15 protein-coding genes are annotated in these 18,072 nt (G+C 60.4%); 9 read left to right on the top strand and 6 right to left on the bottom strand.

Going from position 1 to position 18,072, the window contains the following annotated elements; translation table 11 throughout:
• Nucleotides 1-46 precede the first annotated feature (46 nt).
• From AC6I7J_RS14845 to eat, 3 genes are all read right to left on the bottom strand, one after another.
• Entirely contained in the window at nucleotides 47-979 is a 933-nt protein-coding gene (locus AC6I7J_RS14845) for a LysR family transcriptional regulator (RefSeq protein WP_104092636.1), read from the bottom strand.
• Between the two features lie 137 nt (nucleotides 980-1,116).
• A complete protein-coding gene (locus tag AC6I7J_RS14840; protein ID WP_260641410.1) occupies nucleotides 1,117-2,115 on the bottom strand; it encodes an aldo/keto reductase in 999 nt (332 codons plus the stop codon).
• 209 nt (nucleotides 2,116-2,324) lie between these two features.
• Nucleotides 2,325-3,689 (bottom strand): ethanolamine permease, encoded by a 1,365-nt coding sequence (gene eat / locus AC6I7J_RS14835; RefSeq protein WP_058758051.1) that lies wholly within the window; start codon nucleotides 3,687-3,689, stop codon nucleotides 2,325-2,327.
• A gap of 267 nt (nucleotides 3,690-3,956) precedes the next feature.
• Between eat and AC6I7J_RS14830 the strand changes: the two genes are divergently transcribed.
• Together AC6I7J_RS14830 and qhpR are read left to right on the top strand one after the other, a co-directional pair.
• The gene (locus AC6I7J_RS14830; RefSeq protein ID WP_498006050.1) at nucleotides 3,957-4,961 is read left to right on the top strand and encodes a phosphotransferase enzyme family protein; all 1,005 of its coding nucleotides are present in this window, start codon (nucleotides 3,957-3,959) and stop codon (nucleotides 4,959-4,961) included.
• 229 nt (nucleotides 4,962-5,190) lie between these two features.
• Nucleotides 5,191-6,330 carry an AraC-like transcriptional regulator QhpR gene (qhpR, locus tag AC6I7J_RS14825; protein WP_021507136.1) on the top strand — a complete coding sequence of 380 codons (1,140 nt, stop codon included), beginning with the start codon at nucleotides 5,191-5,193 and terminating at the stop codon, nucleotides 6,328-6,330.
• Here the strand turns inward: qhpR and AC6I7J_RS14820 are convergent.
• The gene (locus AC6I7J_RS14820) at nucleotides 6,212-6,592 is read right to left on the bottom strand and encodes a cell envelope integrity TolA C-terminal domain-containing protein (RefSeq protein ID WP_233210676.1); all 381 of its coding nucleotides are present in this window, start codon (nucleotides 6,590-6,592) and stop codon (nucleotides 6,212-6,214) included. The two genes, qhpR and AC6I7J_RS14820, sit on opposite strands and share 119 nt — an antisense overlap.
• Before the next feature lie 200 nt (nucleotides 6,593-6,792).
• On the opposite strand from AC6I7J_RS14820, the gene AC6I7J_RS14815 reads away from it, so the two are divergent.
• From AC6I7J_RS14815 to AC6I7J_RS14805, 3 genes are read left to right on the top strand one after another with little or no spacing between them, the layout of a single operon-like run.
• The gene (locus AC6I7J_RS14815) at nucleotides 6,793-7,470 is read left to right on the top strand and encodes a CsgG/HfaB family protein (protein ID WP_021507138.1); all 678 of its coding nucleotides are present in this window, start codon (nucleotides 6,793-6,795) and stop codon (nucleotides 7,468-7,470) included.
• 11 nt (nucleotides 7,471-7,481) lie between these two features.
• Nucleotides 7,482-7,838 carry a DUF4810 domain-containing protein gene (locus AC6I7J_RS14810; protein WP_021507139.1) on the top strand — a complete coding sequence of 119 codons (357 nt, stop codon included), beginning with the start codon at nucleotides 7,482-7,484 and terminating at the stop codon, nucleotides 7,836-7,838.
• Entirely contained in the window at nucleotides 7,835-8,491 is a 657-nt protein-coding gene (locus tag AC6I7J_RS14805) for a DUF799 domain-containing protein (protein ID WP_152391305.1), read from the top strand. Before AC6I7J_RS14810 ends, AC6I7J_RS14805 begins: the two co-directional genes overlap by 4 nt.
• Nucleotides 8,492-8,536: 45 nt before the next feature.
• On the opposite strand, the gene AC6I7J_RS14800 is transcribed toward AC6I7J_RS14805, so the two are convergent.
• Nucleotides 8,537-12,214: an AAA family ATPase gene (locus tag AC6I7J_RS14800; RefSeq protein ID WP_498006047.1), complete on the bottom strand. Its 3,678-nt coding sequence runs from the start codon at nucleotides 12,212-12,214 to the stop codon at nucleotides 8,537-8,539.
• Nucleotides 12,211-13,428, bottom strand: a complete 1,218-nt coding sequence (gene sbcD, locus AC6I7J_RS14795; RefSeq protein ID WP_058781204.1) for an exonuclease subunit SbcD — start codon at nucleotides 13,426-13,428, stop codon at nucleotides 12,211-12,213. The genes AC6I7J_RS14800 and sbcD overlap by 4 nt, the downstream gene beginning before the upstream one ends.
• Before the next feature lie 197 nt (nucleotides 13,429-13,625).
• On the opposite strand from sbcD, the gene phoB reads away from it, so the two are divergent.
• From phoB to AC6I7J_RS14775, 4 genes are all read left to right on the top strand, one after another.
• Nucleotides 13,626-14,315: a phosphate response regulator transcription factor PhoB gene (phoB, locus tag AC6I7J_RS14790; protein WP_021507143.1), complete on the top strand. Its 690-nt coding sequence runs from the start codon at nucleotides 13,626-13,628 to the stop codon at nucleotides 14,313-14,315.
• 15 nt (nucleotides 14,316-14,330) lie between these two features.
• Entirely contained in the window at nucleotides 14,331-15,644 is a 1,314-nt protein-coding gene (phoR, locus tag AC6I7J_RS14785) for a phosphate regulon sensor histidine kinase PhoR (protein WP_058781205.1), read from the top strand.
• 18 nt (nucleotides 15,645-15,662) lie between these two features.
• The gene (locus tag AC6I7J_RS14780; protein ID WP_058781206.1) at nucleotides 15,663-16,589 is read left to right on the top strand and encodes a PstS family phosphate ABC transporter substrate-binding protein; all 927 of its coding nucleotides are present in this window, start codon (nucleotides 15,663-15,665) and stop codon (nucleotides 16,587-16,589) included.
• Nucleotides 16,590-16,754: 165 nt separating this feature from the next.
• Entirely contained in the window at nucleotides 16,755-17,861 is a 1,107-nt protein-coding gene (locus tag AC6I7J_RS14775; RefSeq protein WP_348878597.1) for a cobalamin-independent methionine synthase II family protein, read from the top strand.
• The last annotated feature ends 211 nt before the right edge of the window (nucleotides 17,862-18,072 follow it).

The raw sequence follows: 18,072 nt of genomic DNA, 5'->3' as shown, positions 1-18,072 counted from the left end.
ATGCGTGCTTAACCCCTCTTCCAGCGGAAGAGGGGGCCGAAGCGGGTCAGTGTTGGCTTAACTGACCGGCGTGACACACGATATCGTGCGCATGCAGCACGGCTGGCCGGTTTTCATTCAGTCGGATGGCGGCATAAATATCGATATGCAGATTTTGCGCTTCATCGTCAGCCAGTGCGCGATAACACAACCCTTCCTGATGAAAGGTACATTTCGACTGCGGCATCAGGGCAAAGCCTTTTCCTCGGGCAATGTGTGTCAGCATAACCAGTGAATCATCGGGCTCTTTAACTCTTTTAAGCGGGGTGTGGAGCTGTGAAAACAAGCGTTCACATTTATCGTAGAATGACGGATTGGCGCTTCTGGCAAACCAGAACAGCGGTAAATCACCGATAGCTTCCAGCGAGACTTTTTCTTTCAGGCTGGCCGGATGTCTGGCCGGCATTGCTACCAGCAAAGGCTCACGACCGATCCACTGGTACTGCACGGTATCTTCGTGGCCGGTTGCCCTTTCGCCCGTCAGTACCAGGTCCAGGCGGTTTTTTGCCAGACACTGCAGCAACTGCGCAGACGTCAGATCGGGCGTTTCCACATCGTCGGCGGCGTCCAGTTTCAGCAGTTGCTGGTGAATGGGCGCAATCAGTGCAAAATTCAGCGTGCGGGTGAGGCCGATACGCAGGCGCTTTTCTGAAGAAAGCGAGCCCGGCTTGAGTTCATTCAGCGCCTGAAGGATCTTCTCCGCTTTGATTACCAGCGCCCGGCCAGCGTCCGTCAGACTGACGTCATGGGTGCTGCGGCTAAACAACGGCTGCTCCAGCACGGCCTCAAGGCGCTTAATCTGTCGGGTTAGCGGAGGCTGAGTCATTCTGAGCCGTTCGGCGGCCCGGCGAAAGTTCAGCTCGTGCGCAACCGCAAGAAAGCATTGAAGCTGTTTCACGCTGGGGAGATGGTTGCTGATCAGGTGCTCTGCCGTCGCCATAGAGTCCATCCGGGTAATCAAAGACGTTATTCTACCCCGCTAAAGATCAGCAGGATATGGGGGTAATCGGTCTGGTCGCGCAGCAGGCTGGCGGCGCGACGTCAGAAAAAATAACCGGGCGTTACCCGGTTATGGCTTCAGGCATTAATGCTTTTCATCCCTTCCTGAGAATAGCGCTCGCCCTTTATCTCAATATGCTGGTGGATAGCGTTCAGTAAGGCGATATCTGCCTGTTCCAGCACGATATCGGCGGCCTGCGCATTTTCCGCCAGATAGCGGGTCTGTTTCGTTCCCGGAATGGGGATCAGCTTGTCGTACTGCGCCAGCAGCCAGGCCAGCGCAATCTGCCCCGGCGTGCAGCTGTACTTTTCAGCAAGCGGGTGCACCGCGTCAAGAAGCTGGGCGTTATGGTCGAGGCTGGATTGACTAAAGCGCGCATTATTTTTGCGGAAATCACCCTCAGCGAAGTCGCTGTTATGACGATACTTTCCGGTCAGAAACCCTCTGCCCAGCGGAGAGTAGGGAACTAAACCTATACCCAGCTCTTTCACCACCGGCAGAATCTCAGCTTCGATATCGCGCGTCCACAGTGAATATTCGGTTTGCAGGGCAGTGAGCGGGTGAATGGCATGGGCCCGGCGCAGGGTTGAAGCAGAAACTTCACACAGGCCAATGTGGTTGATCTTACCCGCTTTAACGAGGCGGCTCAGGCATTCCATGCTCTCTTCAATCGGCGTAACCTGGCTCACGCGGTGAAGATAGAACAGATCGATGCGCTCAACGCCAAGCCTTTTAAGCGACTCATTACAGCAGCGGGTGATGTAGTCGGGTTGGTTGTTAATTGTCCGGGCATAAGCCTGGTCCGCAGGGCGATCGATTCCGCACTTGGTGGCAATGTTAAACTGCTCACGCGTGGTGTTATCCAGACCGGCAAGAAAGTGGCCAATCAGCCGCTCATTATGGCCCCGACCGTACATATCCGCGGTGTCGATAAACGTGATATTCAGGTCGATAAGCGTGTGTAACAGCTGCAGTGAAGCGTGGTCGTCTGTCTGGCCATAAAATTCGCTCAGTCCCATGGCACCATAGCCGATCGAACTGACAGTCAGGGTTTGCGATAAATGTCGGGTGTGCATAGTGGCTCCTTTGGTGGTTTTTTTGATTGTTGCACCCCGATTACGCGTAATGAATTGTCATTTTCGTCATGCAAAAAAGGTATCACAGCAGCATGACCGGAGCGGTGCTGTGGTGGGATGGATTTATCGCGTGGGGCAGAAAGAGACGGGTACACAAAGGGCTCGGTGTACCCGCCTCCGTTGCCTGAAGGACAGGGGCAATGCGTTGCTTACTCGCCGACCAGCATGGAATCCTGAGGTGCGCGCTCGCGCTGGGCTTTGGTGGCGAGGAAGTAAAGGTAGCCGAGCACCATGATCGCCACAAACAATCCGCCGATTACCGGGTTGAACCACAGCATCGCCACCAGACACACCAGCGACAGCACCAGTGCGATGCCCGGTACCAGCGGATAGCCCGGCGCACGGAAGCTGCGCTCCAGATCCGGTGCGCTGCGGCGCAGCTTAAACAGGCTCAGCATACTCATCAGGTACATCACGATCGCGCCGAACACTGCCATGGTGATCATCGCCGCCGTCAGCGTCATGCCCTGCAAATTGATCAGTCCGTCGCTGTAAATGGCGGCGATACCGATGACACCGCCGGCGATGATGGCGCGGTGCGGCGTCTGGAAGCGCGACAGCTTCGCCAGGCTGGGCGGCAGATAGCCCGCGCGCGCCAGGGCAAAGAACTGACGTGAGTAGCCAAGGATGATGCCGTGGAAGCTGGCGACCAGGCCAAACAGGCCGATCCACACCAGCATATGCATCCAGTTAGAGTGCTCCCCGACGATCATCTTCATCGCCTGCGGCAGCGGATCGTTAATGTCCGATAGCTTGCGCCAGTCGCCCGCGCCGCCGGCCAGCAGCATCACGCCAATCGCCAGCACCACCAGGGTAAGAATGCCGCTGATGTAGGCTTTCGGGATGGTGCGCTTCGGATCTTTGGCTTCTTCGGCCGCCATGGCCGCGCCTTCAATGGCGAGGAAAAACCAGATAGCGAACGGGATGGCGGCAAAGATGCCGGACAGCGCTGGCATGCCAAAATGATCGCTGCCAGCCCAGCCGTTGGCGGCGAAGTTAGCGACGCTGAAACCCGGCGATACCACGCCCATGAACACCAGCAGCTCCAGCACTGCCAGCACCGTCACCACCAGTTCGAACATCGCGGCCAGCTTCACGCCGAGAATATTCAGTGCCATAAACAACAGATAAGCCCCGACCGCCGCCGTTTTGGGGTTGAGATCGGGATACTGCACGTTGAGGTAGGCGCCAATCGCCATGGCGATGGCCGGCGGGGCGAACACAAACTCAATCAGCGTCGCCAGACCGGCAATCAGACCACCGGTTTCGCCAAATGCCCGACGGCTGTAAGCGAACGGCCCGCCAGCGTGCGGAATCGCCGTGGTCAGTTCGGTAAAGCTAAAAATAAAGCAGGTATAAAGCGTGGCGATCAGCGCGGTGGTGATCAGGAATCCCAGCGTCCCGGCCACGCCCCAGCCATAGCTCCAGCCGAAATACTCACCGGAAATCACCAGTCCAACCGCAATACCCCATAAATGCAGGGTGCCCAGCGTGGGTTTTAGTTTGCCTGTCATCTTCATCTCCCCGTCATGCTTGTTGTGCGGCGTTGGCACCGCGCTATTGTGGGTTTGCGCTACAGTGAAGGGATAATGCCGCTGCCCGGGACGGGAAAACTTGACGCCGGCGCAGTGAGTTTTGTCCTCTGCGGTCAACTCGCTGCCAGAAAAAGCGCTGGCTGTACGCTGCGGTCAACTTTTGCTGTTCTGCGGTCAGGCAGTCAGGACGACCTCATCCCATGCTGATAACACTGGTTTATAGAGACTGATGCTGGAGAGTGATGAATGAGTGCCAAACAAGCCGAATCCCTGACCGATGCCGAGATCACCCTGCTGGCGCAACGTGCGCTGGCCTGCTATCCCGCCGCGCTGCACGGTGAGCTGCAATTGTTGTGCCGTTCGGAGAACGCCACCTTTTTGCTGCGTGCTGGCGGCAAACGCTACGCGCTGCGCCTGCACCGGCCGGATTACCACAGCAAAGCGGATATTCTCAGTGAACTGATGTGGCTCGATGCGCTGCGCGAGACCGGCATCATGGTGCCGCAGGCCATCCCGGCGTGCGACGGTGAAAGCGTGCTGACGCTGACGCTGGCGGACGGCAGCACGCGTCATGCGGTGCTGTTCCACTGGATTGACGGCGAGATGCCGACCACCGACGTCGATCCCAAAGCCTTTCAGCAGCTCGGTACCATCACCGCGCGCCTGCATCAGCACAGCCGCAGCTGGCAGAAACCCGAAGGTTTTCAGCGCATTATCTGGGATCATCACACCATGGTCAGCGAGCACAGCCACTGGGGGCGCTGGCAGGATGCGCCGCATCTCGATCCGGCCGATCACGGCATTATCGCAGCGGCGGTAGAGCGCGCCGGGCAGGCGCTGGCGGAATTTGGTAAAGAGCGCGATCGCTACGGCCTGATCCACGCCGATCTGCGTCTGACCAATCTGCTGCTGCACAAAGGCGAGACCCGGGTGATCGACTTCGACGACTGCGGCATGGGCTGGTATCTGCACGATCTGGCGGCCGCGATCAGCTTCGTCGAGCACCATCCGCGTGCGGCGGAGTGGGTGGATAACTGGATCCTCGGCTATGAACGCGTGGCGCACATCAGCGATGCTGAGATGGCGCTGGTGCCGACGCTACTGATCCAGCGTCGTATCCAGATGACGGCGTGGATGGGCACGCACGCCGATACCGAGATGGCGCTCAGCCTCGGGCCGCACTGGGCCAGCCATTCGGTGCGGCTGTGCCGTCGCTATCTTGAGAGCAGCCAGCTGCCGATAGGCGCGTGACCTGCACCAGCAGAGGGCAGCGGCGCGCGCTGATGGCGTAATCTGGTGCCTGCGCATCAAGCGCGCCGGCCGTCACAGGCGCGCTGACAGGAACGCAGATCGCCGCCGGGAGCGCGCCAGCGGCGGCCAGGCGGTGCATTGCCTTGCACCGCGCGCCGCCGGGTGACGCTGGTATGAAAATTGCTGGATCCCTTCATTATGTTATCCGCGCGATCCCTGAGAGGTTCCCATGCAATCACTCATCTCTGCTGCTGATGCCTTCAGCGCGTTTGCCACGCCCGCCAGCAACCGTGGCGTTCTGGCCGCGGCGGCGACCGGTCTGAGCGCCTTTATTACGGATAAAGGCGGCGATGTCGATCGCATCTTTGGCATCAGCGGTATCGATTCCGAACTGCTGGCCAGCCCGACACTGAGCCTCGGGCTGGTGAACTATTGCCGCGTGATGGAAGAAGCAGCGCGCCACTCCGGCTTTGATAACTTCGGTTTGCATTACGGCAGGCAGTTCAAACCGCAGTCATTAGGGTTAATTGGCTACATCGGACTGTGCTCGCCGACGCTGGAGCAGGCGCTGCACAATGTGGTGAACGCGTTTCCCTGGCACCAGCACGATACGCTGACGCGGCTGGTGGACAAGGGCGACTGCTGGCGGCTCGATTATCAGGTGCGCCACGGGGCGATCCTGGCACGCCGTCAGGATGCGGAGCTGACGCTCGGCATGTTCCTCAACCTGATTCGCCACGTGGCGGGCAAAAACTGGGCACCGCGCGAGGTGCACTTTGAACATCCGCGTCCGGAGCAGTGGCACGAGCACTGCAAAGTGTTTGATGCGCCGGTCTGGTTCGATCAGCCGTTTAACTCACTGCTGATCGCGAAACGTGACCTGCAGCGCGCCATGCCGGAGCAGGATGCGATGCTGCTGATGGTGATGCAGGATGCCATTCGCCGCCTCAACAGCAGCGCCAGCGTGCAGAGCGTGGTCGAACAGGCGCGTTCGCAGGTCAGCCTGACGCTGATTCAGGGCGAACCGGTACTGGAGGAGATCGCCGGCAAAATGGGGTTGTCGAGCTGGTCGCTGCAGCGACGCCTGCGCGAAGAGGGCATCAGCTTTAGCGCGCTGGTGGATAAGGTGCGCTGCGAAATGGCCACGCACTACCTGCAGCAAAGACAGCTGCCCATCTCGGAGATGGCGCTGCTGCTTGGCTATTCCGAGGTCAGCGCGTTTTCCCGCGCCTTCCGCCGCTGGTTCGGCATCAGCCCGCGCCAGTGGCGCCAGGATGGGCTGGTAAGTCAGGCCGGTGTGGCGCAAAGCCAAACCACGCTGGCTGGTCGCGCTGCGGCGGAGGCGGTAAGCCGCGCGACTGACCAATAAGCTGCCACGCGCGCAAACACAGCGCTTCGTCGCCCTGGGTTTGCGTCACCGCGTAGCGCCCACTGTTCTGCCACTCCAGGCGCACCCAGCACTGCTGTCCGGCATAGCGCGCCGCATCGTGAAACTGCTTATTGAGCTGCTGCTGCAGAGCTTCACTCCAGTGGCAGGCGGCGCTGTCAGCATCGCCCTGCGGCTGGCACTGATTGGCCAGGCTGGGGGCCGGCGCGGACACCTGCTGGCAGGCGCTGAGCCCCACCATCATTACTAACCCACCTGATAGTCTCGCTAATCGATTAATTAAATTCATTAATAAGCCTGCATTTTCGCTAAAGATTCCTGGCGCTGCTGCCGACAGTCTACAGACCGCAGCAGGGAATGCTATGGCATTACTCTGACTGTCGGCATAACCAGAATTTGCCGCCTGGTGGCGGTGTTATCCCTTCCTTTATTCATGGACCAGAAATGCAGAAGAAATATGCCTTTGCGGCACTCTCCTTGTTAAGCGCCGCGCTGCTCAGTGGCTGTGCCACCGAGTCGTCGCGCGCCATCGACGCACCTCAGGTTCGCGCCGCAAGCCAGCCGGCTTATCAGGGCGTGCGCAGCCCAATCGCGGTGGGACAGTTTGATAACCGTTCGTCATACATGAATGGGATTTTCTCCGACGGCGTTGATCGTCTGGGCAACCAATCCAAAACCATTCTGATTACGCATCTGCAGCAGACCAATCGCTTCAACGTGCTGGATCGCAGCAACCTGAAAGAGCTGCAGCAGGAAGCCGACTTCAAACACAGCCAGCAGAACATCAAGGGCGCTAACTACATCATCACCGGTGACATCACCGAGTTCGGGCGCAAAGAAGTGGGCGACCAGCAGCTGTGGGGCATCCTCGGGCGCGGTAAAAGCCAGATCGCTTACGCCAAAGTGAACCTGAATGTGGTGGATGTGACCACTTCAGAAGTGGTGTACAGCGTGCAGGGCGCGGGTGAATACCAGCTGTCAGCGCGTGAGGTGATTGGCTTTGGCGGTACCGCCAGCTATGACTCTACCCTGAACGGCAAAGTGATGGATCTGGCGATCCGTGAAGCGGTCGACCACCTGGTGGATGGCATCAATAACGGCGCATGGCGCCCGGTGAAATAAGGATATTGACGATGAAATTACTGCAACTGAGCGCCGCGCTGATCGCGGCAGGCGTGCTGGCCGGCTGTGCGCCAAAAGGACCGGAGCCGATCTACTACTGGGGTGATTACCAGCAGCAGGTCTACAGCTATTACCAGAAAGACAGCGATCCGCAGAAGCAGATTGATGCGCTGAATCTGGATATCGAAAAGGCCAAAGCAGTGAACAAGCCGGTAGCACCGGGTCTGCACGCCCAGCTGGGCCTGCTGTACGCCAAAAACGGCAATACGGATAAAGCTTTCAGCCAGTTCGCCCTTGAGAAGCAGCTGTTTCCGGAATCGGCCCCGTACATGGACTTTCTGATGAAGAAAAAAGGAGTGAACCAATGAAAAAACTGATTGCCGTGTGCGGCGTATTCGCGGCGCTGCTGCTGACCGGCTGTGCCCAGAATAAGAAACCGTATGACTACAGCGCCTTCCGTGCCAGTAAGCCGGCGTCAATTCTGGTGCTGCCTGCCGATAACCGTGCGCCGGATATCAACGCGTCGCACAGCTTCACCTCGCTGGTGACCCAGCCGCTGGCGGAAGCGGGTTACTACGTGTTCCCGGTGGCGGTGGTGGAAGAGACCTTCCAGCAGAACGGCCTGAGCAACGGGCATGAAATTCAGGCGGTGAGCACGAAGCGCTTGCATGACATCTTCAACGCAGACAGCGCACTGTACATTTCGATTACCGATTACGGCAGCAGCTATCTGGTGGTTGATTCGGTGACCACGGTCTCGGCCACTGCCCGTCTGGTCGATCTGCGCAGCGGTAAAGAGCTGTGGCAGGGTATGGCCACCGCCAATGATTCTGAGAACAGCAACAACAGCAACGGCGGCATCATTGGCATGCTGGTGTCGGCGGCGATCAAACAGATTGCCAGCAACGCGGGCGACAAAGCGCACACCATTGCTGGTGTCACCAGCGCACGTCTGTTAGCGCAGAACGAGCACGGTGGTCTGCTGGCCGGTCCGCGCTACAAAGCGCCGGTTACACGTTAATCTACCTGGCGCGGCGATCAGCTGATCGCCGCGCCACTTCACGCATCACTCGCCCGGCAGCTCCAGTTTACTGTAGCCGAGCCCGTTCATTTTACGCACCCGGATCTGCACCGGGATACGCTCTTTCATCGCTTCCACATGACTGATCACGCCGATGGTTTTCCCGCTGGCGTTAAGCGCATCCAGCGCATCCAGCGCGGTGTCCAGCGTTTCGGCATCCAGCGTGCCGAAGCCTTCGTCGAGAAACAGCGATTCAATGCGCGTTTTATGGCTGACCAAATCGGACAGCGCCAGCGCCAGCGCGAGGCTGACGAGGAAGCTCTCGCCGCCGGACAGCGTACGCGTGTCGCGCGTGGCATCGGCCTGCCAGGTATCCACCACTTCCAGCTCCAGCTCATCGCTGACGCGGCGCTGCAATAAATAGCGGCCGTGCAGGCGATCGAGCTGGCGGTTTGCCAGCCACACCAGATGATCGAGGGTTAAACCCTGAGCAAAGCGGCGGAACTTGTCGCCTTTGGCCGACCCGATCAGATCGTTGAGGCGGCTCAGCTGTGCCAGTTCCGCTTCGTCAGCGGCGATCTGCGCCAGCAGCGTTTGCTGCTGCTGACGCTGTTGGGTATCGCTGTGCAACTGCTGCTGCGCTTCCCCCTGCTGGCGTGCGTTGTCACGCAGCGCTACGCGCAGCTGCTCGAGCCGGGCAGCGATGGAGCCGGCATCGGCATCGCTGAGCGCGGCCGGGCGCTGCTGCAGGTGATCGCTCAGCCGCTGCGCCAGTCTGGCATGCAGCGCGGTGTGCTGCTGATGCTGCTGCTCCAGCGTTTGCAGCCGCTGGCGCAGCGTCTGCACCTCATCTTCCGCCAGCAGCGCGGCGCGCAGGGCGCTTTCGTCAGCGAAATCACTGAGCAGCAATGCCTGCCGGAAGACGCTTTCGGCGTCCGCTGTGCGCTGCGCCAGCGTCTGCTGCTGGCTGACAATCTGTTCATACTGACCTTTCAGGCCGTGCAGCTCGCTTTGCGCCTGCTGCCAGCGCTGCAGCTGTTGCGCCAGCTCCTGGTCATGCTGTTGCAGCGCGGCGTGCTGCTGCTGACGCGCGTCCGCCACGCGCCGGTCGCCAAACAGCTGCTGGCGCTGCTGCTGCTGGGCCTGCTGCTGCTGTTGCAGGTGGTTAAGGGCTTGCTCCAGGCTGGCGACCTGCTGCTGTTCACGCGCCAGAGTTTGCTGCAGGCTGCTGCCTTCCGTTTCGCTTTTCGCCAGCTGCGGCTGTAGCTCAGCAAGTAACCGCTCACTTTCCTGCCACTGCTGCCAGCGCTGCTGCAGCGTTTGCAGCCAGCCGGCGCGCTCGGGCGCTGCAGGCAGGCTAAGCTGATGGGCAGCCAGCTGCTGTTCCAGCTGCTGCAATTGCTGCTGACACGCCTGACGTTCACCACTGATGCGCTGGTCGAGCTCATCGCGCTGCTGTTGGGCGCTGGTGAGCTGCTGCTGCGCCAGCTGTTGCTGCTGCAGATGCTGCTGCCAGCGCTGCTGCTGGTGCAGATGCGCGTCTTTGGCCTGCTGCAACGTGACGGCCGCCTGTTCACGCGCCTGCAACTGCTGCTGCTGGCGGGCTTCGAGCGCGTCCTGCTGCTGCTGCCAGGCGCTGAATTCTGCGTGCTGTTCAGCGCTGAAGGTAAGCGCCAGCTCACCGCACAGCGCCTGCCAGCGCTCGCGGGTGGCGGCGATCTGCTGGTCGAGATCGGCGATTTCCTGTTGCAGCGCCTGCTGTTGCTGCTGCGACAGTTTAAGCTGCTCGCCCCGCGCGGTACCGGCTTCCCTGAGCTGCATCACGCGGCTCTCCAGCGCGGCCAGGCGCTGTTGATTTTCGTCCGGCTGCAACTGCTGGTAGCGGTCGATGGCCGGATGCTGGCAGGAGCCGCACAGCGGGCAGGGCTGTTCCGGCTGCAGCTTCGCCCGTTCATCGGCCAGCTGAATAATGGTGCGCTCCAGTTCACACAGGCGACGCACGTCCAGCAGCGTCTGATGCTCGCGCTTGTACTCCTCGCGCAGCTGCTGCAACGCCAGCGCTTCCTGCTCAGCATGCTGCTGTAACTGCTGCAGCTTAAGCTGGCGCTGCTGGCGCTGCGGCTGGAGCGTTTGCCACTGTGCCGCCAGCAGGCTGAGCTGCTGACGTGCGCCGCGCTGCTGCTGATGCTGCGCCAGCGCCGTCCGCAGCGCCGGGCTGGCGATCTCCGCTTCCAGCGAAGTAAGCACCTGCTCCGCCTGCTGGCGCTGCTGCTGTGCCGCGGCTTCTGCCTGTTGCAGCGGCTGTGCCGCCTGTTCGCGCGCCTGCAGCGCCTGCTGCTGCTGTTCGAGCTGGCTTTGCAGTTGTTGCTGCTGCGCGCTGAGCTGCGTCAGCGTTTGCTCACGCTCTTCGAGCCGGGCGAGTTCGGCCTGCCAGCGCGCCAGTTCGCCGCCCCAGCGGGCGACAGCGGCTTCACTCAGGCGAAACGCCTGCTGCTGCGCCAGCTGCTGTTGTAAGCGTTCACTTGCCTGCTTGTGCTGATCCAGCGCCTGCTGGCTGAGTAACAGCGTTTTTTGCTGTTCGCTCAGCAGCGCCTGCTGCTGCTCAAGCTGCTGTGCACGGCTGGCGATCTGCTGATCGAGCGGGATCACCTGTTCGCTCAGCAGCGTCTCCAGCTGTTGCTGTTCGGCCAGCGCGCGTTCACGTGCCTGCTGTGCGGCCTGATAGTGGCTTTCACCCTGCTGCAGCGCCGCTTGCGCCTGTTGCTGTTGCTGCTGTAACTGCTGCGCCTGCTGGTTCAGTGTCTGCTGATCGCGCTGCAGCTGTTCGCGCTGCTGCAGTTTGTCGCGCAGCTTCTCCGCCGGTTCAGCACGCGCCAGCCGCTGACGATCGCCTTCCGCCTGCTGCCAGGCCGTGGCGGCAGCCTGCAACGCCTGCTGCGCCTGCTGTTGCTCCGCGTTGAGCTGCTGCTGCTGCGTCAGCCACTGCTGCTGCTGCTGGGCCTGCGCCAGCTGCTCGCTCAGATCCTGTTCGGTGCGGGTCAGCTGCTCCAGCTGCTGCGCCAGTTCGGCGCGGCGGGCGTCGTCGAGCAACAGCACCGCACCGGCGCGGGCGCGCAGCGTGTCGAGTGCCGCGCGCGCCGTGCGCCAGCGCTCGTAGATCTGCATCGAGATGTGACCGTAGATTTCGGTGCCGGTCAGCTCCTCCAGCAGCTCGGCGCGCTCGCCGGGTTTGGCATTGAGGAAGGCGGCAAACTGCCCCTGCGACAGCATCATCGAACGGGTGAAGCGGGCAAAATCGAGACCGGACAAGGTTTCGATGGCTTTGAGCTTGTCACCGACTTTATCGGCGACGATCTGGTTGTCCGCCACGCGCGCCAGTTCGACGCGCGGCGCCTGCAGTTTACCTTCCGCCAGGCCGCGCGCGCGGTTCTGGCTCCAGAAGGCGCGCCAGGCTTCACCTTTGATCTCAAACTCCACTTCGGCGAGGCACTCAGCGGTGTCACGCGTCATCAGCTGATTTTCGCTCTGCGACAGGCCACCAAGGCGCGGCGTCTGGTGATAGAGCGCCAGACAGATGGCATCCAGCAGCGTGGTTTTACCCGCGCCGGTGGCGCCGGTGATGGCGAACAGCCCGTTGCTGGCAAACGGCTCGCGGCGGAAATCGATAAACCACTCGCCGCGCAGCGCGTTGAGGTTTTTAAAACGCAGCGTCAGAATTTTCATGCGCCCGGATCCTCCAGCGTTGCCAGCGTGCTGCGAAACAGCTGCGTTAACTGCGCGCGCTGTTCATCCTCCAGCTGTTCCTCCAGCGCCAGCCGGCGGGCAAAGACCTCTTCAACTTTCAGTTCGCTCAGGGTTTCGTTCTCCAGCCGTGCCAGACTGCGCTGACGCTGATCGCGGCTGCGGCGCACCAGCAGCACCTCAACCGGCAGCGCGTCCGTTAGCTGTTCGATGCGGCGCTGCAGATCGCTCAGATACTCCTGAGTGGTGATTTCGATATCCAGCCACACCGGCAGATCGCCTTCATAGGTGTGAAACGCGGTCAGTTGCTGTTCGATCTCCGCCATGGCGCCTTTTAACATCTGCATCGGCTGGAATGACGGAATAACCAGCGGTGTGACGGACTCCAGCCGGGTGCTAAATTCCAGCAGGAATACGCTTTTCTCACGCCCCAGCTCATCAAAACTGAGCGCAATCGGCGAACCGCTGTAGCGGATGTGATCGCTGTCGGCGATGCGCTGCGCACGATGGATGTGGCCCAGCGCAATGTAGTCGGCTGGCGGGAAGGCCTGCGCCGGAAAGGCGTCCAGCGTGCCGATGTAGATATCACGCACCGAATCGCTCTTGCTGACGCCCACGGTAGTGAGATGCCCGGTGGCGATGATCGGCAGCGTACTGCCCATAGCTTCGCGCTGCACCACGGCGGCGGCATAACAGTGCTGATAGTGCTGCTCAATCGCCTGTAGCAGCGACAGCTGCTTATCGCGACCGGACTGACCCGCCTGGCTGCGCAGGATGTCGCGCGGACGCAGATAGGGAATGGCGCACAGCAGCGCGCCCGGCGTGCCGTCACGCTGTTGCAGCGTCAGCACCTGCTGCTCGCCGCCGGGCGTGGCGCTGGTAATGACGCGGGTATTGAGGCAGGCCAGCAGCTCGCGCGATTCATTCAGCGTGGCGACCGAATCATGGTTGCCGGCCAGCACAATCAGCTGGCAGCCGCTGGGCTGCAGCGCCACCACGAAACGGTTAAACAGTTCGCGTGCGTAGCTGGGCGGCGAACCGGTATCAAACAGGTCGCCAGCGACGATCAGCGCATCCACCTGATGCTGCACAATCGCGGCCAGCAGCCAGTCGAGGAATTGCTGGTGCTCGGCGGCGCGGCTTTTGCTGTAAAAGAACTGACCGAGATGCCAGTCAGCGGTGTGAATAATGCGCATGAATGCTCCGTGCCTGCTATCGCAAAGCGGCAGTATAACCGCTTAACAACGCAATGAAAAAAAAGCGAAACCGGTTGTCACAATTGCGCTTTTTATCTGATTATCATGAGGTGGGTTTTTCATAAAAGTGTCACAAAACTGACGCATAATGGCGCCGCAAACCCCCGTGACATGCCGTCACAATCGCAGGAGTAATAATGGCTAAGCGCATTTTGGTTGTGGAAGACGAAGCTCCCATCCGTGAAATGTTATGTTTCGTGCTGGAACAAAACGATTACCAGCCGATTGAGGCTGAGGACTATGACAGCGCGATTGGCAAGCTGATCGAACCCTGGCCCGATCTGATTCTGCTGGACTGGATGTTACCCGGCGGCAGCGGCATTCAGTTCATCAAACATTTAAAGCGTGAAGCCATGACGCGTGATATTCCGGTGATGATGCTGACGGCGCGCGGCGAAGAGGAAGATCGCGTGCGCGGGCTGGAAGTGGGCGCCGATGATTACATCACCAAGCCGTTCTCGCCCAAAGAGCTGATGGCGCGCATTAAAGCCGTGATGCGCCGTATCTCACCGATGGCGGTGGAAGAGGTGATTGAGATGCAGGGGCTGAGCCTCGATCCCTCCTCGCATCGCGTGATGTCCGAAACCACGCCGCTGGAAATGGGGCCGACCGAATACAAACTGCTGCACTTCTTTATGACGCATCCGGAGCGCGTATACAGCCGCGAACAGCTGCTGAATCACGTGTGGGGCACTAACGTGTATGTGGAAGACCGCACCGTGGATGTGCATATCCGTCGTTTACGTAAAGCACTGGAAGTTTCCGGCCACGATCGCATGGTACAAACCGTTCGCGGAACAGGGTATCGTTTCTCTGCCCGCTACTAAACGGAGTCTTTTACCGTGCTGGAACGACTCTCCTGGAAGAGATTACTGACCGAGCTGGCGCTGGTGTGTCTGCCTGCGCTGGTGCTGGGTCTGCTGGTTGGCTATCTGCCGTGGTGGCTGTTACTGGCCGTGTGCGGCGTGCTGTTCTGGCACTTCAAAAATCTGATGCGGCTGTCGCACTGGCTGTGGATTGATCGTTCAATGACGCCGCCCACCGGGCGCGGCAGCTGGGAACCGCTGTTTTACGGCCTGTATCAAATGCAGTTGCGCAATCGCCGCCGCCGGCGCGAGCTGGGCAATCTGATCAAACGCTTTCGCAGCGGGGCCGAATCGCTGCCGGACGCGGTGGTGCTCACCACCGAAGAGGGCACCATTTTCTGGTGTAACGGTCTGGCCCAGCAGCATCTCGGGCTGCGCTGGCCGGAAGATAACGGCCAGAATATCCTCAACCTGCTGCGCTACCCTGAATTCTCCCGCTATATCCGCCAGCGCGACTTCAACAAGCCGCTGACGCTGGTGCTCAATAATCAGCATCACATGGAGTTCCGCGTCATGCCTTACAGCGAAGGGCAGTGGCTGATGGTGGCGCGTGACGTCACCCAGATGCACCAGCTGGAAGGAGCACGGCGTAACTTCTTCGCCAACGTCAGCCATGAACTGCGTACCCCGCTGACGGTGCTGCAGGGCTATCTGGAGATGATGGACGATGCCGGGATGAACGAGCGCACCCGCAGCAAGGCCCTCAGTACCATGCAGGAGCAAACGCGACGCATGGACAGCCTGGTGAAGCAGTTGCTGACGCTGTCACGCATCGAAGCGGCTCCCGCCATTGACCTGAAAGAGACGGTGGATGTGCCGACCATGCTGCTGCTGTTGCAACGCGAGGCAGAAACCCTCAGCCAGGGCCGGCACAGCATCCATTTCCACACTGATCCGCACCTGAAGGTGTTCGGCAATGATGAACAGCTGCGCAGCGCGATTTCCAATCTGGTGTATAACGCGGTGAACCACACGCCGGATGGCACGCGCATCGACATCAGCTGGCTGCGCACCAAACAGGGCGCCGAATTTAAAGTGTGCGACAACGGGCCCGGCATCAGCGAGGAGCATCTGCCGCGCCTGACCGAACGCTTCTACCGCGTGGATAAAGCGCGCTCGCGCGCCACCGGCGGCAGCGGGCTGGGGCTGGCCATTGTTAAGCACGCGCTCGGCCACCACACCTCGCGGCTGGAGATCAGCAGCGTGCCGCATCAGGAAACCTGCTTCCGCTTCGTGCTGCCACCGCGCTTGATTGTGGCGAACGGAATCCGCGAGAATGTGGCGCAGTAAACGCCACCGGACTCTGTGATGAAATCACTGCTGCTCTCTCTTTTATTACTGTGCCCGCTGCTGGCGACGGCTCAGCAAAGCATGCTGACCGGCAACCTGAGCAGCGTGGGCTCGGACACGCTGGGCTATCTGATGACGCTGTGGGGCGAAGATTTCAGCCGTCAGTCGCCGGGCGTCAACGTGCAGGTGCAGGCGGCGGGATCGTCGACGGCGCCGACCGCGCTGGCCGCCGGGGCCGCTCAGCTTGGCGCTATGAGCCGGCCGATGCAGGTGGATGAGCGTCAGCTGTTTATCGCGCGCTATGGCTATGCGCCGCTGGCGGTGCCGGTGGCGATGGATGCGCTGGTGGTGGTGGTTAATCAGGACAATCCGCTGCCGTCCATCAGTCAGCCGCAGCTGGATGCGCTGTTCTCCGTGACGCGGCTATGCGGCGCACAGCAGGTGCCACAGCGCTGGGGCGATGTTGGTCTGCATACGGCGAACTGGGCAACGCGCAGTATTCAGCGCTTTGGCCGTAACTCCGCTTCCGGCACCTGGGGCTTCTTCAAGCAGCAGGCGCTGTGTCGCGGCGATTTCCGCGCTGACGTCGCGGAGTTTCCCGGCTCGGCGGCGGTGGTGCAGGCGGTCGCCAGCACGCCGAACAGCATCGGCTACGCCAGCTTTGGCTTTCACCTGAGCGGCGTGAAAACCCTGCCGATCGTCACCGCCAGCGGCGACAGCGTCATGCCGGATGCCGAATCGATCCGCAGCGGCCGCTATCCGTGGTCGCGCCCGCTGTATATTTACGTTAACAAGGCGCCCGGCAAACCGCTGCCGCCGCTGGTCGCCGCCTTTCTGCAGCAGGTGCTCTCTGCGCAGGGCCAGCGCCGCGTAACGGAGGCTGGCTACCTGCCGCTGTCCGACAGCCAGATCGCGCAGGCGCGCGCGGCGATTGCGCAAAACTAATTCACGCTGACCGGTCATGAATTTTTTTCACGTCCCCTGAATTTTCTTCCATTGCCGCCGGTGGGGCGGCATGTCACTCTTATGGACATATAGCCATCCAGATGGCCAAAAATAACCGTACGCAATTATACCCTGACGCAATTATGTGTCAGTGCAGGAGTGAATATGCAACGCAACACCGCCCCGTTCCGCGCCGATACCGTCGGCAGTTTTCTGCGTCCCACTGCCATTAAGCAGGCACGCGAGCAGTTCGCCAGTGGCACCCTCAGCGCCGACCAGCTGCGTCAGGTAGAAGACGATGCGATTCGCCAGGTGGTGGAGCAGCAGCGCGCCAGCGGTCTGCAGGTGGTGACCGACGGTGAATTCCGCCGCGCCTGGTGGCACTTTGATTTCTTTGGCCATCTGCACGGCGTCGAGCTGTTCGAGGCCGATCAGGGCATTCAGTTCAACGGCGTGCAGACCAAAGCGCACGGCGTGAAGGTCACCGGCAAAGTCGCTTTTAACCCGCAGCATCCGATGCTGGACCATTTCCGCTTCCTGCAAAGCGTGGCTGGCGATGCGGTGGCGAAAATGACCATTCCCAGCCCGAGCGTGCTGCACTTCCGCGGCGGCCGTAAAGTGATTGATGCCACGGTGTATCCGGATCTGGAGCAGTACTTCGCCGATCTGGCACAGACTTACAAGGAGGCGATCAAGGCGTTTTACGACGCTGGCTGCCGCTATCTGCAGCTGGATGACACCGTGTGGGCGTACCTGTGTTCAGGCGATCAGCAGCAGCAAATCCGCGAGCGCGGTGAAGATCCGCAACAGCTGGCGCACATTTATGCGCAGGTGCTGAATCGCGCGCTGGAAGATAAACCGGCGGATCTCACCGTCGGCCTGCACGTGTGTCGTGGTAACTTCCGCTCGACCTGGATCTCGGAAGGCGGCTACGAGCCGGTGGCGGAAATTCTGTTTGGCAGCGTGAACATCGACGCGTTTTTCCTCGAGTACGATAATGAGCGCTCCGGTGGCTTTGAGCCGCTGCGTTTCATCAAACCGGGTCATCAGCAGGTGGTATTAGGGCTGATCACCACCAAAACCGGCGAGCTGGAAGACGCTGCACAGGTGAAGGCGCGCCTGCAGGAAGCGGCGCAGTTTGTCAGCCTCGACCAGATTTGCCTCAGCCCGCAGTGTGGCTTTGCGTCAACGGAAGAGGGCAACAGCCTGACCGAAGCGCAGCAGTGGCAGAAGATTCGTCTGGTTGTCGACATCGCACAACAGGTGTGGTGATGCTGTAAAGTTGTGCAAACAGGCGCGTAAAGCGCGCCTTTTGTGCATCCCTGCGGCGGTTTCTGCAAGGAGATCGCCCGCTTTGCAGAAACTTTAAGCAAATCATCTCAGGTGTTTTCCGACTATTTCCTGCTTATCCACTGCGTTCTGACGCTTTCCTGTTATATCCTTCTGGTTTTCCGATCCTGTATTGCCTTTCTTCGCTATAAAC

The organism is Type-C symbiont of Plautia stali (assembly GCF_059730935.1).
This window is presented reverse-complemented; position numbering and strand designations above follow the sequence as displayed.